The sequence below is a fragment of the Streptomyces sp. NPDC002324 genome (assembly GCF_053593335.1).
Genome location: NZ_JBSFCF010000021.1, coordinates 131,689 through 144,460 on the forward strand (window position 1 = coordinate 131,689; position 12,772 = coordinate 144,460).

Annotated in this window: 14 protein-coding genes and 1 tRNA gene; 11 read left to right on the forward strand and 4 right to left on the reverse strand. The window is 72.4% G+C overall.

The window, feature by feature from the left end:
* Nucleotides 1-2 precede the first annotated feature (2 nt).
* The 10 genes from ACWCRJ_RS25970 (at nucleotide 3) to ACWCRJ_RS26015 (ending at nucleotide 6,989) form a co-directional block, all read left to right on the forward strand.
* Entirely contained in the window at nucleotides 3-374 is a 372-nt protein-coding gene (locus ACWCRJ_RS25970; protein ID WP_450941571.1) for a DUF742 domain-containing protein, read from the forward strand.
* Nucleotides 352-951, forward strand: coding sequence for a GTP-binding protein (locus ACWCRJ_RS25975; RefSeq protein ID WP_450941541.1), 600 nt, complete (start codon nucleotides 352-354; stop codon nucleotides 949-951). Before ACWCRJ_RS25970 ends, ACWCRJ_RS25975 begins: the two co-directional genes overlap by 23 nt.
* Nucleotides 948-1,505 (forward strand): GAF domain-containing protein, encoded by a 558-nt coding sequence (locus tag ACWCRJ_RS25980; RefSeq protein WP_450941542.1) that lies wholly within the window; start codon nucleotides 948-950, stop codon nucleotides 1,503-1,505. The genes ACWCRJ_RS25975 and ACWCRJ_RS25980 overlap by 4 nt, the downstream gene beginning before the upstream one ends.
* Before the next feature lie 198 nt (nucleotides 1,506-1,703).
* Nucleotides 1,704-2,732 carry an L-threonine 3-dehydrogenase gene (tdh, locus tag ACWCRJ_RS25985; RefSeq protein WP_450941543.1) on the forward strand — a complete coding sequence of 343 codons (1,029 nt, stop codon included), beginning with the start codon at nucleotides 1,704-1,706 and terminating at the stop codon, nucleotides 2,730-2,732.
* 190 nt (nucleotides 2,733-2,922) lie between these two features.
* Nucleotides 2,923-4,122, forward strand: a complete 1,200-nt coding sequence (locus ACWCRJ_RS25990; protein WP_450941544.1) for a glycine C-acetyltransferase — start codon at nucleotides 2,923-2,925, stop codon at nucleotides 4,120-4,122.
* 71 nt (nucleotides 4,123-4,193) lie between these two features.
* Entirely contained in the window at nucleotides 4,194-5,129 is a 936-nt protein-coding gene (locus tag ACWCRJ_RS25995; protein ID WP_450941545.1) for a LysR family transcriptional regulator, read from the forward strand.
* A gap of 10 nt (nucleotides 5,130-5,139) precedes the next feature.
* On the forward strand, nucleotides 5,140-5,724 hold the full coding sequence (locus ACWCRJ_RS26000; RefSeq protein WP_450941546.1) for a helix-turn-helix domain-containing protein: 585 nt from the start codon (nucleotides 5,140-5,142) through the stop codon (nucleotides 5,722-5,724).
* Entirely contained in the window at nucleotides 5,721-6,317 is a 597-nt protein-coding gene (locus ACWCRJ_RS26005) for a GNAT family N-acetyltransferase (RefSeq protein WP_450941547.1), read from the forward strand. Before ACWCRJ_RS26000 ends, ACWCRJ_RS26005 begins: the two co-directional genes overlap by 4 nt.
* Nucleotides 6,318-6,376: 59 nt before the next feature.
* On the forward strand, nucleotides 6,377-6,736 hold the full coding sequence (locus ACWCRJ_RS26010) for an MmcQ/YjbR family DNA-binding protein (protein WP_046916323.1): 360 nt from the start codon (nucleotides 6,377-6,379) through the stop codon (nucleotides 6,734-6,736).
* Nucleotides 6,737-6,915: 179 nt separating this feature from the next.
* Nucleotides 6,916-6,989, forward strand: a tRNA-Pro gene (locus ACWCRJ_RS26015).
* Nucleotides 6,990-7,046: 57 nt separating this feature from the next.
* On the opposite strand, the gene ACWCRJ_RS26020 is transcribed toward ACWCRJ_RS26015, so the two are convergent.
* Nucleotides 7,047-8,831 carry a SulP family inorganic anion transporter gene (locus ACWCRJ_RS26020; protein ID WP_450941548.1) on the reverse strand — a complete coding sequence of 595 codons (1,785 nt, stop codon included), beginning with the start codon at nucleotides 8,829-8,831 and terminating at the stop codon, nucleotides 7,047-7,049.
* Between the two features lie 206 nt (nucleotides 8,832-9,037).
* Nucleotides 9,038-9,415 (reverse strand): three-helix bundle dimerization domain-containing protein, encoded by a 378-nt coding sequence (locus ACWCRJ_RS26025; protein ID WP_450941549.1) that lies wholly within the window; start codon nucleotides 9,413-9,415, stop codon nucleotides 9,038-9,040.
* Nucleotides 9,416-9,852: 437 nt separating this feature from the next.
* Here ACWCRJ_RS26025 and ACWCRJ_RS26030 point away from each other — a divergent pair, with 437 nt between their 5' ends.
* Nucleotides 9,853-11,313 carry a tetratricopeptide repeat protein gene (locus tag ACWCRJ_RS26030; RefSeq protein ID WP_450941550.1) on the forward strand — a complete coding sequence of 487 codons (1,461 nt, stop codon included), beginning with the start codon at nucleotides 9,853-9,855 and terminating at the stop codon, nucleotides 11,311-11,313.
* A 90-nt stretch (nucleotides 11,314-11,403) separates the two neighbouring features.
* On the opposite strand, the gene ACWCRJ_RS26035 is transcribed toward ACWCRJ_RS26030, so the two are convergent.
* Complete coding sequence (locus ACWCRJ_RS26035; protein WP_450941551.1) at nucleotides 11,404-11,940, reverse strand: NUDIX hydrolase family protein; 537 nt, start codon at nucleotides 11,938-11,940, stop codon at nucleotides 11,404-11,406.
* A 100-nt stretch (nucleotides 11,941-12,040) separates the two neighbouring features.
* Entirely contained in the window at nucleotides 12,041-12,754 is a 714-nt protein-coding gene (locus tag ACWCRJ_RS26040) for a GntR family transcriptional regulator (RefSeq protein ID WP_450941572.1), read from the reverse strand.
* Nucleotides 12,755-12,772 lie beyond the last annotated feature (18 nt).

Genomic DNA, 12,772 nt, shown 5'->3' on the forward strand with positions numbered 1-12,772 from the left:
ACGTGCCCGCGGCCGGCGACGGACCTCTGTACGACGACGCCGCCGGGCGTCTGGTACGTCCCTTCACCGTCATCAACGGCCGGACCCGGCCGACCACCGCGCTCGATCTCCTCTCACAGGTGATGGCCACCGGGGCGACCCCCCTCGGCTATCTCGGCCCCGAGCACGCACAGGCACTCGACCTGTGCCGGGCACCCGTCTCGGTCGCCGAGGTCGCCGCTCACCTCAAGCTGCCGGCGGCGGTCACCAAGGTGCTGCTGTCCGACCTCGTCGACTGCGGGGCCCTCACCACCAAGCCCCCGGTTTTCCACCACAACCCGACAGACCGGTCTCTTCTGGAGGCAGTGCTCGATGGACTACGACGACAGCTCTGACCCCTTTCCCACCGCACTCAAAATCCTGGTGGCGGGCGGGTTCGGGGTCGGCAAGACGACCTTCGTCGGCGCGGTGAGCGAGATCGCGCCGCTGAGCACGGAGGAACTGCTCACCACAGTGAGCGCCGCCACCGACAATCTCGACGGCATCGAGAACAAGGTCGAGACGACCGTCGCGATGGACTTCGGCCGCATCACCCTCGATCCGCGCCATGTGCTCTATCTGTTCGGCACCCCCGGGCAGCAGCGGTTCTGGTTCATGTGGGACGAACTCTCCGAGGGTGCCCTCGGCGCGGTCATCCTCGCCGACACCCGCCGCCTGGAGGACTGCTTCGCCGCCGTCGACTTCTTCGAGCAGCGCGGCCTCGGCTTCATCGTCGCCATCAACGAGTTCGACGGCTCCTACCGCTACGACGCCGACGAGGTGCGCGCCGCCCTCGACCTCGACCCGGATATCCCCGTCGTCTGCTGCGACGCCCGGATCTCCAGCTCGGGCATCCAGACCCTGCTCACCCTCGTCCGCTACCTCCTCGCCCACACCCCGACTCAGCTCCCGAGCCACGGAGCCCACACGTGACGTACGACCCGCCGCGTCCGGTCGGCCGGCTGCTGCTCACCCCGGAGGACCGGGACGCCCCCGAGCGCGTGCGGCGGCTGCACCTGCTGGGACTGGGCGAATACGCCGAACCGGCCTTCGACGCCTTCGCGGACCGGCTCGCCGAGGTCGCCTCGGTGCCGTACGCGATGGTCAACTTCATCGACGAGCACCGGCAGTTCTTCGCCGGTCTGCATGTGTCGGCGCGGCCAACGGCGGACACCACGGTGCTCGGGGTGGACCGGCGTCTCGCCCGTGACCACGGCTTCTGCCCCTATGTGGTGGTCCGGCGCAAGGGCCTCGTCCTCGACGACGTGGCGGAATACCCGAGGTTCGCCGGGAACCCCGTCGTCGACGACCACGGCATCCGCTCCTATCTCGGCGCCCCGCTGCTCGACCGCACGGGCATCGCCCTCGGCACGGTGTGCGTCCTGGACGTCCGGCCGCGGCCGTGGGGCAGGGCGGGCCTGGAGACCATCAAGTCGATGGCCGCGGAACTGGCCGCCCGGATCGAGGGACGGGAGGCGTTCCCGTGACCGGGGAAACGGGCGGCACTTCATGGCGGATGACGCGGCCCGGCCGGGTGTGAAGGAAAGCTGCGGCGGAGGTTAAGAAATCCTCGATGGACCCGGGGTGCCGAGGTACGGCAGATTGATCGGCGATCCCACCCCTCTCCCCGGTACGGGCCTGTTCGCCATGCCCGGCGCCGGGGGCGCACCCACAGGAGCCGTAGCGTGAAGGCGCTGGTCAAGGAGAAGGCGGAGCCCGGTCTGTGGCTCGTCGACGTCCCGGAGCCCGAGATCGGCCCCGGCGACGTACTGATCAAGGTCCTGCGGACCGGGATCTGCGGCACCGACCTGCACATCCGGGCCTGGGACGGCTGGGCCCGGCAGACCATCCGCACACCGCTCGTCGCAGGCCACGAGTTCGTCGGCGAGGTCGTGGACACCGGCCGTGACGTCACCGACATCCAGGCCGGTGACCGGGTCAGCGGCGAGGGGCACCTGGTGTGCGGAAAGTGCCGCAACTGTCTCGCCGGCCGCCGTCATCTGTGCCGCGCGACCGTCGGTCTCGGGGTGGGCCGCGACGGCGCCTTCGCCGAGTACGTCGCGCTGCCCGCGGCCAACGTCTGGGTGCACCGCGTCCCCGTCGACCTGGACGTCGCGGCCGTCTTCGACCCGTTCGGCAACGCCGTGCACACCGCCCTGTCCTTCCCGCTGGTCGGCGAGGACGTCCTGATCACCGGCGCCGGGCCGATCGGCCTGATGGCGGCGGCGGTGGCCCGGCACGCGGGCGCCCGCAACGTCGTGATCACCGACGTCAGCGAGGAACGCCTGGAACTGGCCCGCAAGATGGGCGTCAGCCTGGCCCTGAACGTGTCCGAGGCCCGGATCGCCGACGGGCAGCGGGAGTTGGGGCTGCGCGAGGGCTTCGACATCGGTCTGGAGATGTCCGGACGCCCCGAGGCCATGCGGGACATGATCGCCAACATGACGCACGGCGGCAGGATCGCCGTGCTGGGCCTGGCCGCCGAGGAGTTCGCGGTCGACTGGGCCCGGATCGTCACCTCGATGATCACGATCAAGGGCATCTACGGCCGCGAGATGTTCGAGACCTGGTACGCGATGTCGGTCCTCCTGGAGGGCGGACTCGACCTCGCTCCCGTGATCACCGGCCGCTACGGCCACCGCGACTTCGAGGCGGCCTTCGCCGACGCGGCGAGCGGCCGGGGTGGCAAGGTCATCCTCGACTGGACCGTTTGAATTCCGGCTCGGTTCGCCTCCAGGGCGCCAAAGCCTGTGTCGAGAGGCCGATCGTGCTCGACCCTCCTCCGTCGGGCCTGCGCGCTCCCCCACTCTCCGCTTCGTTCGAGCGAGAGGGGCCCCATGCCCTCTCGACACAGGCGCACCCCTTCGGCTCACTCGCTCTTCGCCGCACCCTAGGAGCCCCCTGATGTTCGACTCGGTCCGTGACGACCTCCGCACCACCCTCGACGAGATCCGCGCCGCCGGCCTGCACAAGCCCGAACGGGTCATCGGCACCCCGCAGTCCGCCACCGTCGCCGTCACCGCAGGCGGCCGGCCCGGCGAGGTCCTCAACTTCTGCGCCAACAACTACCTCGGTCTGGCCGACCATCCCGAGGTGATCGCCGCCGCCCACGAAGCCCTCGACCGCTGGGGCTACGGCATGGCCTCCGTCCGCTTCATCTGCGGCACGCAGGAGGTGCACAAGGAGCTGGAGGCGCGGCTGTCGGCGTTCCTCGGCCAGGAGGACACCATCCTGTACTCCTCGTGCTTCGACGCCAACGGCGGTGTCTTCGAGACCCTGCTCGGCCCCGAGGACGCGGTGATCTCCGACGCCCTCAACCACGCCTCGATCATCGACGGCATCCGGCTCTCCAAGGCCCGCCGCTTCCGGTACGCCAACCGTGATCTCGCCGACCTGGAACGTCAGTTGAAGGAGGCCGCCGAGGGCGGCGCCCGCCGGAAGCTGATCGTCACCGACGGCGTGTTCTCCATGGACGGCTATGTGGCCCCGCTCCGTGAGATCTGTGACCTCGCCGACCGTCACGACGCCATGGTCATGGTCGACGACTCGCACGCCGTCGGCTTCACCGGCCCCGGCGGCCGCGGCACCCCCGAGCTGCACGGCGTCATGGACCGCGTCGACATCATCACCGGCACGCTCGGCAAGGCCCTCGGCGGCGCCTCCGGCGGTTACGTCGCCGCCCGCGCCGAGATCGTCGCCCTGCTGCGCCAGCGCTCCCGCCCGTACCTGTTCTCGAACACGCTCGCCCCGGTGATCGCGGCGGCCTCCCTGAAGGTCCTCGACCTCCTGGAGTCGGCGGACGACCTGCGCGTCCGCCTCGCCGAGAACACCGCGCTGTTCCGGAGCCGGATGACCGAGGAGGGCTTCGACATCCTGCCCGGCGACCACCCCATCGCCCCCGTCATGATCGGCGACGCCTCGAAGGCGGGCCGCCTGGCCGAGCTGCTCCTGGAGCGCGGCGTCTACGTGATCGGCTTCTCCTACCCGGTCGTTCCGCAGGGCCAGGCCCGTATTCGCGTCCAGCTCTCCGCCGCGCACTCGACGGCGGACGTCCACCGCGTGGTCGACGCGTTCGTGGCGGCGCGGGCCGAGCTGGAGGCCTGAGCCGGAGCCCGGGCCGGTGGCCCGGGCGGACCGGTTCAGGGGGAAAGCGCGCATTTGAGAGAATCGGTCTCATGATCGAAGCGCGGCGGCTCCACATCCTGCGTGCGGTGGCCGACCACCGCACGGTGACGGCGGCTGCCGCCGCGCTCTACCTCACCCCGTCCGCCGTCTCCCAGCAGTTGACCGCCCTGGAACAGGAGACGGGCCACCGCCTGGTCGAGCGCGGCGCGAAGGGCGTACGGCTCACCCCGGCCGGCGAGATCCTGCTCGGCCACACCCACGCGGTCCTCGCCCAGCTGGAGCAGGCGGCGGCGGAACTGGCCGCGTACAGCTCGGGCGCAGCCGGCACCGTCACGGTCGCCGCCTTCGCCACCGGGATCGCCCAGGTCGTCGCACCCGCGCTGGCCCGCCTCGCGGTGTCGGCGCCCGGCATCCGCCTGCGCGTCCAGGACGCCGAGGGCGACGCGAGCCTGCCGATGGTCCTGGACCGGCAGGTCGACATCGCCGTGGCCGTCGAGTACCGGGGCGCCCCGGCCGCCGACGACCCCCGCCTCACCCACGTCCCGCTGTACGCCGAGCCCTTCGACGCGGTCGTGCCCCTCGGCCACCGCCTCGCCGACACGGCCGAGGTGCCGCTCGCCGAACTGGCGAAGGACCCCTGGATCGGCCCCTACCCCGGCAATCCCTGCCATGACGTGGTGGTCCTGGCCTGCGAGAACGCCGGCTTCCAACCCCGTCTCGAACACTCCTCCGACGATTTCCGAGCCGTCGTCGCCCTGGCCTCCGCCGACGCGGGCGTCGCCCTCGTCCCCCGCTCGGCGCTGCGCGGCACGGACCTCACGGGCGTGGTCGTCCGCCCCGTGGTCGGGGTGGCCCCCACGCGCCGCGTCTTCGCCGCCGTCCGCCGCGGCGCGGAGGGCCACCCGCTGATCCGGCCGGTGCTGGAGGCGCTGGGGGAGGCGGCGGGATCAGACGCCCGCTGGAATGGCGTCCCGCATAAGGGATAGCATCCCGAATATGGGAAGCATCGAGGAAGTGGTCGACCCGGACCCCGTCGATCTCCGGCTGGCCGTGCGCCTGGCCGAGCTGCGGGCCGAACACGGTTGGTCCCTGGGGGAGTTGGCGGACCGCAGTGGAGTGAGCCGGTCGACCCTCTCCCGGGCCGAACGTGCGGAGACCAGCCCCACGGCCGCCCTGCTCAACCGCCTCTGCCGGGCGTACGGCCGGACGATGTCCCAGCTCCTCAGCGAGGTCGAGGCGGAGCCGGCCTCGGTCGTGCGCGCGGCGGAGCAGGCGCTGTGGGAGGACGGATCCTCCGGATTCCTCAGGCGCTCCGTGTCACCGCCGGTGCCCGGCCTGCGCGGCGAACTGGTCGAGGGGCGGCTCACGGCGGGCGCGGACCTCTCCTACGACGGCCCGCCGGTACCCGGCCTCGAACAGCACATCTGGGTCCTTGACGGCACCCTCCACGTCACCGACCGGGACGCCGAGCACCGGCTGGCCGCCGGGGACTGTCTGCGGATGCGGGTGTGGGGGCCGACGCGGTTCCGGTGCCCGGGGCCCGAGGACGCGCGGTACGCCCTGATGGTGGTGAAGCCGTGAACGAGACCGCGGCCGATCCCGAGGCGCCGTCCGAGTCCGCGTCCGGGGCGGTGATCTCCCGGCTCACCGGACGACAACCACCGTCGTTGGTCGAAGGGTTGGCGGATCTGCTGGTCGACACCGTGCGGGGCGGTGCCTCGGTCGGCTTCCTCGCGCCGCTGGACAGGGCGGCGGCGGTGGCCTGGTGGAGAGAGCGCGTCGAGGCCGTGCGGGGCGGCGGGCAGGCCGTGTGGGTGGCCCGCGACGGCGACCGGGTGCTCGGCACGGTCGGCCTCCTCTTCCCGGACCGGCCCAACAGCCGCCACCGCGCCGAACTCGTCAAGCTGATGGTCCACCGGGACGGTCGTGGCCGCGGCCTCGGTCGCGCGCTCCTCGCGACCGCCGAGCGGGCCGCCGCCGAGGCGGGCGTCACCCTGCTCCACCTGGACACCGAGACCGGCAGCCCCGCCGAGCGTCTCTACGACGGCGCCGGCTGGACCCGGATCGGACAGATCCCCGACTACGCGGCGGACCCGCACGGGACACTGCGGCCGACATCCGTCTACTACAAGCGGGTGGGCGCCGACGTCGCGCCCGCAACGGCAGCCCCATGACGGCCTTGGCCCCGGCTCCCACCGGGTGATTGTCGGTGGCGCCCGCTACGGTGCGTCCCATGCCGGATGCCGAAGACGTACGACGTGCCGCCCTCGCCCTGCCCGACACCACGGAGAAGGTCGCCTGGAACATGCCGACCTTCCGGGTGGCGGGAAAGATGTTCGCGACGCTGCCGGAGGACGAGACCTCCATGGCCGTGCGCTGCCCGAAGGAGGAGCGCGACGAACTGGTCCTCGCCGAGCCCGGCAAGTTCTGGATCGCCGACCACGAGGCGGGCTTCGCATGGGTGAGGGTGCGGCTCTCCGCCCTGGAGGACGAGCCGGAGCTGCGCGACATCCTCGCCGACTCCTGGCGCCAGGCTGCCCCGACCGGACTGCTCGACGCGCACCCGGAGTTGGGCCTCCCGGCGGCCGACTGACACGGCCCGGGACCCGGTGGCGCCGGCCGGCCTTCGGGCACGCCCGGACCGGCCTGTCACCGTCCCGAGCGGACCACGGCCCCTCGCGCCGCGACAAAACGGGTGCGCGACCACCGGTCCGAGTGCGGTATTGTTTCCGTGCACGTTCAACCAGGGGAAACCCCAGGTCAGACGGGCAACGGGACGTGGCGCAGCTTGGTAGCGCACTTGACTGGGGGTCAAGGGGTCGCAGGTTCAAATCCTGTCGTCCCGACTTTACGAAGTCGCGGTTCAGGGGCCATTTCAGAGAAGATCTGAAATGGCCCCTCGATCATTTCCGCTCCCTGCTGTCGGAACCCGGCCCGGCGGGCTGTTCCGGTGTGCCGCGAGGCGTCCAGTCCGCCCCCGAGCGCTGCCGGAAGGCGTGGACGGCGGCCTCCACGGTGGGGAAGAAATGGCGCGGGTCGATGGTGCGGGTGAGCTTGTAGCGTTCGATCTTGTGACGCACGGGGTCCTTGAGTTCGGCGAACACGAGGTGGACATCCTCGGCGTTGAGTTCCCTGTCCAGCTCCTCCAGGACGTCCGCGGCGGTGGTGTCCACGTCGGTCATCGGCTCCGCCGCGATCACGATCCAGCGCGGCCTCGGCTCCGTACGCGCCAGCCGCCGGATCTCGTCGCGGAAGGCCCTGGCGTTGGCGAAGAAGAGCGGGGCGTCGAACCGGTGGATCACCAGGCCCGGCAGCTGTTCGGCATGCGGGTACGAGCGGATGTCGTGGTACCCCTCCAGATCCCTCACCCGTCCCAGCACGGTGTTGTACGGCCACCAGGCGCGCCGGAAGACGTTGAGGACGGACAGCGCCACGGCGATGGCGATCCCCTCCAGGACGCCCAGCAGCGCCACGCCCAGGAAGGCGGCCACCGACAGCAGGAACTCCGTCCTGCGCTGCCGCCACAGCCGTACCGTCCCCGGCAGGTCGGCCAGGGAGAGCGAGGCCGTGATGACGACGGCGGCGAGGGCCGGCTGGGGCAGGTCGCGGAACATGCCCGGGGCCAGCACCAGCATCAGGACGATGAGCGCCGCCCCCACGACGCCGGTGAGCTGGCTCCTGGCACCGGCCCGCTCCGCCACCGCCGTACGGGATCCGCTGGTGCTGACGGGGAAGCCCTGGAAGAGTCCGGCCGCCAGATTCGCCACCCCGACCCCGGCCATCTCCTGGTTGCCGCGCACCTCCTGCCCACCGCGGGCCGCGAAGGCCGACGCGTTGGAGATCGTGTCGGCCAGGGACACCAGGGCGATGCCCAGCGCGCCGGCGAACAGCGGCGTGAGGTCGGCGAGCCGGATGTCGGGGATCGTGAAGGGCGGGAAGCCCTCGGGCAGTTCTCCGACCAGGTCGACGCCGTGCTCGCCCAGGTCGAGGACGGCGGTCGCGGCGATCGCCAGGACCACCATCACCAGCACGGCGGGCACCTTCGGCAGCCATCGCTGCACCACCAGGATCAGCAGGATCCCGCAGACGCCGACCGCGGCGGCGGCGGGCACCACCGCCCCGTCGGCGAGTTTCTCCACGAGGCCGACGAACTCCCCGATCAGGTGGTCCGCCTCGACCTCGAAGCCGAGCAGTTTGGGCAGTTGGCCGATCAGGATGGTGAGGGCCAGGCCGTTCATGTAGCCGATCATCGTCGGCTTGGAGATCAGGTCGGCGATGAAGCCGAGCTTCGCCACCGAGGCCAGGATCATGATCGCCGCCACCATGAGCGAGAGCACCGAGGCGAGGGCGACCGCCCGGTCCGGATCCCCGTCCGCCGCCACCAGGGGCAGCACGGTCGCGGCGATCATCGGCCCCAGCGACGAGTCAGGGCCCAGCACCAGGATGCGCGAGGGCCCGCACACGGCGTAGCCGAGCAGGCAGAGAATCGTCGTGTACAGGCCGGTGATGGCCGGCAGACCCGCCAGTTCCGCGTACGCCATGCCCTGCGGCACCAGCAGTGTGGTCAGGACGATGCCCGCGATCAGGTCCTTGCCCAGCCACTCGCGCCGGTACGACGCCAGGGCACGGATGCCGGGAACGGCCCGGAGCCGGGACAGCGCCGGACGACTGTCGTGCTGGTCGGTCACGGGCTGTCCTCTCGGCGGTCCCGCAGCTCGCGTCCCCGGCTGCCGTCCTCGGGTGCACGGTACTGGTGGCCTCGCCGGATCGGGGAAGGGCGCACCCGTTCCCGGGCAGCGGGCGGTGCCACCTGACCGACGGGCCGGGCACCGGTCGGCAGGGGGTGGCCGCGGCACCGGCCCGGGCCGCGCGGCAGACCGTCCGACCTCACTGATCAGCGCCGCTCGCCGTCGGCGTGTCCCTGTCCGTGACCGGCGGACGGGCCGCCGACGGCCGTGCCGAGCGCCTTCCGGGCCCGGCGTTCGGCCAGGATCGGAACGTAGGCCCGGAGCCGGGCCTCGCGGAACGCCTCGTAGGCCGACCTGACCGCGGCCTCGACGACGGCCTCGTCGACCGTGGGCCAGACGGCACTCAGCCGCGCCACGATGTCCCGGAGGACGAGGGCGTCCTGCGACGAGCCGGGCGTCGGCGGGCCCGGATCCGGCTCAGGCGGCCTCGCGGGATCCACATGCCCCTGGGGAGCGGGGGAGTGGCGCGCGACGTCGGTGGGGCGCAGCGTGCCGACCGCGGGCATCCCCTCGTCGGCCGTCATGACCGCACGGTCCCGGCGTCTGCCGGCCGCCGCGTCCGGCTTCCCCGGTGCGCCGGGAAGGCCCGGTCGCGTGCTCCGTTGCTGACCGTCACGCGTTCCATGCCTGACGACCTCCAGCCCCTCGCCGCCTCGGCGCACACCGTCGCGCCTGCGTGCCCAGGCTCATTCTCGGCCGGGCCGCACATGATCGCCCCCTGAGGCGTGACCTGTGAGATCGGGACACCGTCGGCCCGGACCGCGCGTGCGCTCGACACCGCGTACGACGTGAGTCCCCGCACCGACGGCGGGCGCACGGTGGTGATTCGGGGAGCGTCGGGGGTGCTCGGTGGACTGCGGGGCGCGCCGGTCGCTTTGATGGGGGTCGCGGGGTGATCCGTGCCGTCACGGGCGGCGACCGCGCGCCGACGACACCCGATACGCGCCGGAGATGAACTGCCATGGTGACCGACCGGTACGGCAACCGCCTGCACGAGTGCACCGCCGAAGGGGCGGAGCACCTGGACCGGGCCGTGGAGGGGCTGCTGTTCTTCCGGCCGGAGTTCCCGGACGCCGTCGCGGACGCGGTGGCCGCGTGCCCGACCTCGCCGCTGGCCCAGGCGTTCGCCGCCTACCTCGGGGTACTGGGGACCGAGCCCGGTGACGCCGCCCGGGCCGCCGGCCGGTTCGCGGACTTCCAAGCCGGACTGGACCGTTCCGCCCTGCCCGTACGGGAACGGATGCACATGGAGGCGGCACAGGCCTGGCTCGGGGGTGATCTGTCGGCGGCCTCGCGGATCCTGGAGGATCTGGTCGTCGTGTTTCCACGTGATCCGCTCGCCCTGGCGGTGGGCCATCAGCTCGACTTCTTCACCGGCGACGCCACCCGCCTGCGGGACCGGATCGGCGGGGCCCTGCCCGCGTGGGACGAGCACGAACCCCACCGCGGGCCGCTGATGGGCATGTACGCGTTCGGCCTGGAGGAGTCGGGCCACTACGGCCGTGCCCAGGAGATGGGCCGGGCCGCCGTCGAGCGCAACGCCCATGACATCTGGGCCATCCACGCCGTCGCCCACGTCCACGAGATGCAGGGGCGGTTCGCCGAGGGGATCGGCTTCCTCGACGCCCGTGTCGACGACTGGGCGAGCGGCAGTCTGCTGACGGTGCACAGTTGGTGGCACTACGCCCTGTACGCGCTGGAGGCGGGCGACACGGCCACGGCCCTGCGGATCTACGACGCCGTGCTGCACCACGAGAACTCGACCGGGTTCGTCATGGAACTCCTCGACGCCGCCTCGCTGTTGTGGCGCATGTTCCTGGACGGCTCGGACCAGGAGGCCCGTTGGCGGGCGCTGGCCGACGCGTGGGCCGCGCGTGAGGACCCGCCGTTCTACGCCTTCAACGACGTGCACGCCGTCATGGCCTTCGTGGGAGCGGGACGGCTGGATACGGCGGACGCGTTCGTCGCCGACCGGGTGCGCTGGCTGCGGGCGCCGCGCGACGACGGGCGCGCGCCCACCAACCGCGTGATGACCGGCCGCATCGGTCTGCCCGTGTGCGAGGCGCTGGTGGCCTACGCCCGCGAGGACTACGCGGCGGTGGTGGACCTGCTCTGGCCCGTCCGCCGCCGGCTGCACACCTTCGGCGGCAGTCACGCCCAGCGGGACGCGATCCAGCGGACCCTGCTGGAGGCGGCCCTCCGCGCCCGCCGGGACGACCTGGCGCGGCTGCTGCTCGGCGAACGCACGGGTCTGAGCCCCCACAGCCCCTACAACTGGCTCGGCCGGGCCCGGCTCGCCGACGCCCTCGGCGAAGCGGGCCGGGCCGCCCTCGCCCGCGACGCGGCGGCCGAGCTGGCGGCCCCCGCCGCGCGGATGCTGAGCGGGGACCCGCACCACGCGTATCTCGGACGCAGGCCCTGAACGCGCGCAGCCGGCCAGGGCGGCAGCCCGGGTGGCCCCTGCCGCCGGCCAGGACCGACAGCCCAGGTGCTCCGGAGGCCCGGCCGTCGGCTAGGACAGACAGCCCACGTGCGCCAGGGCCTGCTTCAGCAGCACCCCCTGGCCGCCGGGCATCTCGTTCTGCACCGAGGCCGACGCCGCTTCCCGGGGGCTGAACCACACCAGGTCCAGGGCGTCCTGCCGAGGGCGGCAGTCGCCGGACACCGGGACGATGTAGGCGAGCGAGACCGCGTGCTGACGCGGGTCGTGGAACGGGGTGATGCCCTGCGTCGGGAAGTACTCGGCGACGGTGAAGGGCTGCAGGGCGGACGGGACGCGCGGCAGCGCGACCGGTCCGAGGTCCTTCTCCAGGTGCCGCAGGAGCGCGTCGCGCACCCGCTCGTGGTGCATCACGCGGCCGGAGACCAGATTGCGGCTGACCGTCCCGTCCGGGCCGATGCGCAGCAGCAGCCCGATGCTGGTGACTTCGCCGCTGTCGTCGACGCGCACGGGCACGGCCTCGACATACAGGATCGGCATCCGGGCGCGCGCCGATTCGAGCTCGTCGGACGGCAGCCAGCCGGGCGTGGTTTCGGTCATGTCAGACATTGGCCGATCATACTTTCCACGTCAGTCGGAGCGCGCGTCGCTCCGATCACACCTGTCACTGATGCCCGCGTCCCTCCCCTCGCATGCGCGGCGCGGACGATCAGTCGGGCGCGGCCCACAAACCGCGTACATGACCGAGATGCCGGGTCATCACCGCGTGCACGGCGGCCTCGTCGCGGTCGAGAAGGGCGTCCAGGAGTTCCAGGTGCTCCTGTGCGGAGGAGAGCAGCCGGCCGGACTCGGCGAGCGCGGTCAGACCGTAGAGGCGGGCTCGTTTGCGCAGGTCACCGACCACCTCGACGAGGTGTGCGTTGCCGGCGAGAGCGAGCAGGCCGAGGTGGAAGCGGGTGTCGGCCTCGACGTAGGCGATGAGGTCCCCGGCGCCCGCGGCGGCGACGATCTCCCGGGCGGCGGGCCGCAGCGCCTCCAGGGAGACCGGGTCGGCGGTCCGGGCCAGGCCGACGGTGGTCGGGATCTCGACGAGCGAGCGGACGTGGGTGTACTCGTCGAGCTGTTTCTCCGTGACGGCGGTGACCCGGAACCCCTTGTTGGGGACGGTGTCGACCAGACCCTCCTTGGCCAGATCCAGCATGGCCTCGCGCACCGGCGTCGCCGACACGCCGAAGCGGCCGGCGAGCGCGGGCGCGGAGTACACCTCGCCCGGCCGCAGCTCACCGGCGATCAGCGCGGCCCGCAGCGCGTCGGCGACCCGCTCGCGGTAGCTGCTCTTCTTGCCGCCGAGCACCGGCAGGGCCGGGGCCGGGGGAGTGGCGGCGGCAGCGGCGGACGGGGCGCCGGTGCGCTGCGAGGCCATGGGAGGCATGCGGTCTCT